This is a genomic window from Neisseria sp. P0021.S006 (assembly GCF_051956895.1).
This window is the reverse complement of sequence record NZ_JBQCWZ010000908.1, coordinates 1-588: the sequence shown is the minus strand read 5'-3', so window position 1 is coordinate 588 and position 588 is coordinate 1. Positions and strand designations below refer to the sequence as shown.

General features: G+C 59.2%; 1 pseudogene. It reads right to left on the bottom strand.

The window, feature by feature from the left end:
• A pseudogene (locus tag ACTHUM_RS17835) lies at nucleotides 1-588 on the bottom strand (excinuclease ABC subunit UvrA); the annotation flags it as partial.

The following is a 588-nucleotide window of genomic DNA, read 5'->3' as shown; positions in this document are numbered from 1 at the left end:
GTGTAGGTGGCGGGGTTGGAGCGCGGGGTGCGGCCGATGGGGGATTGGTCGACGTTGATGACTTTGTCGAGGTGTTCGAGGCCCTGAATATCGTCGTATGGGGCGGGTTCTTCTTGGGCGCGGTTGAGTTCGCGGGCGGTGATTTTGGCGAGAGTGTCGTTAATCAGGGTGGATTTGCCGCTGCCGGATACGCCGGTGATGCAGGTAATCAACCCGAGCGGCAGTTCGAGGGTAACGTTTTTGAGGTTGTTACCGTGCGCGCCTTTGAGGACGAGCATTCGGTCGGGATTGACGGGCGTGCGTTCAGACGGCACAGCAATGGATTTTTTACCGCTGAGGTATTGTCCGGTAATGGATTGCTCGCATTTGGCGACGTTTTCGGGCGTGTCGGCAATCAGTACGTTGCCGCCGTGTTCGCCTGCGCCGGGGCCCATATCGACGACGAAATCGGCTTGGCGGATGGCGTCTTCGTCGTGTTCGACCACAATCACGCTGTTGCCCAAATCGCGCAGGCGTTTGAGGGTGGCGAGCAGGCGGTCGTTGTCGCGCTGGTGCAGACCGATAGAGGGTTCGTCCAATACGTACATC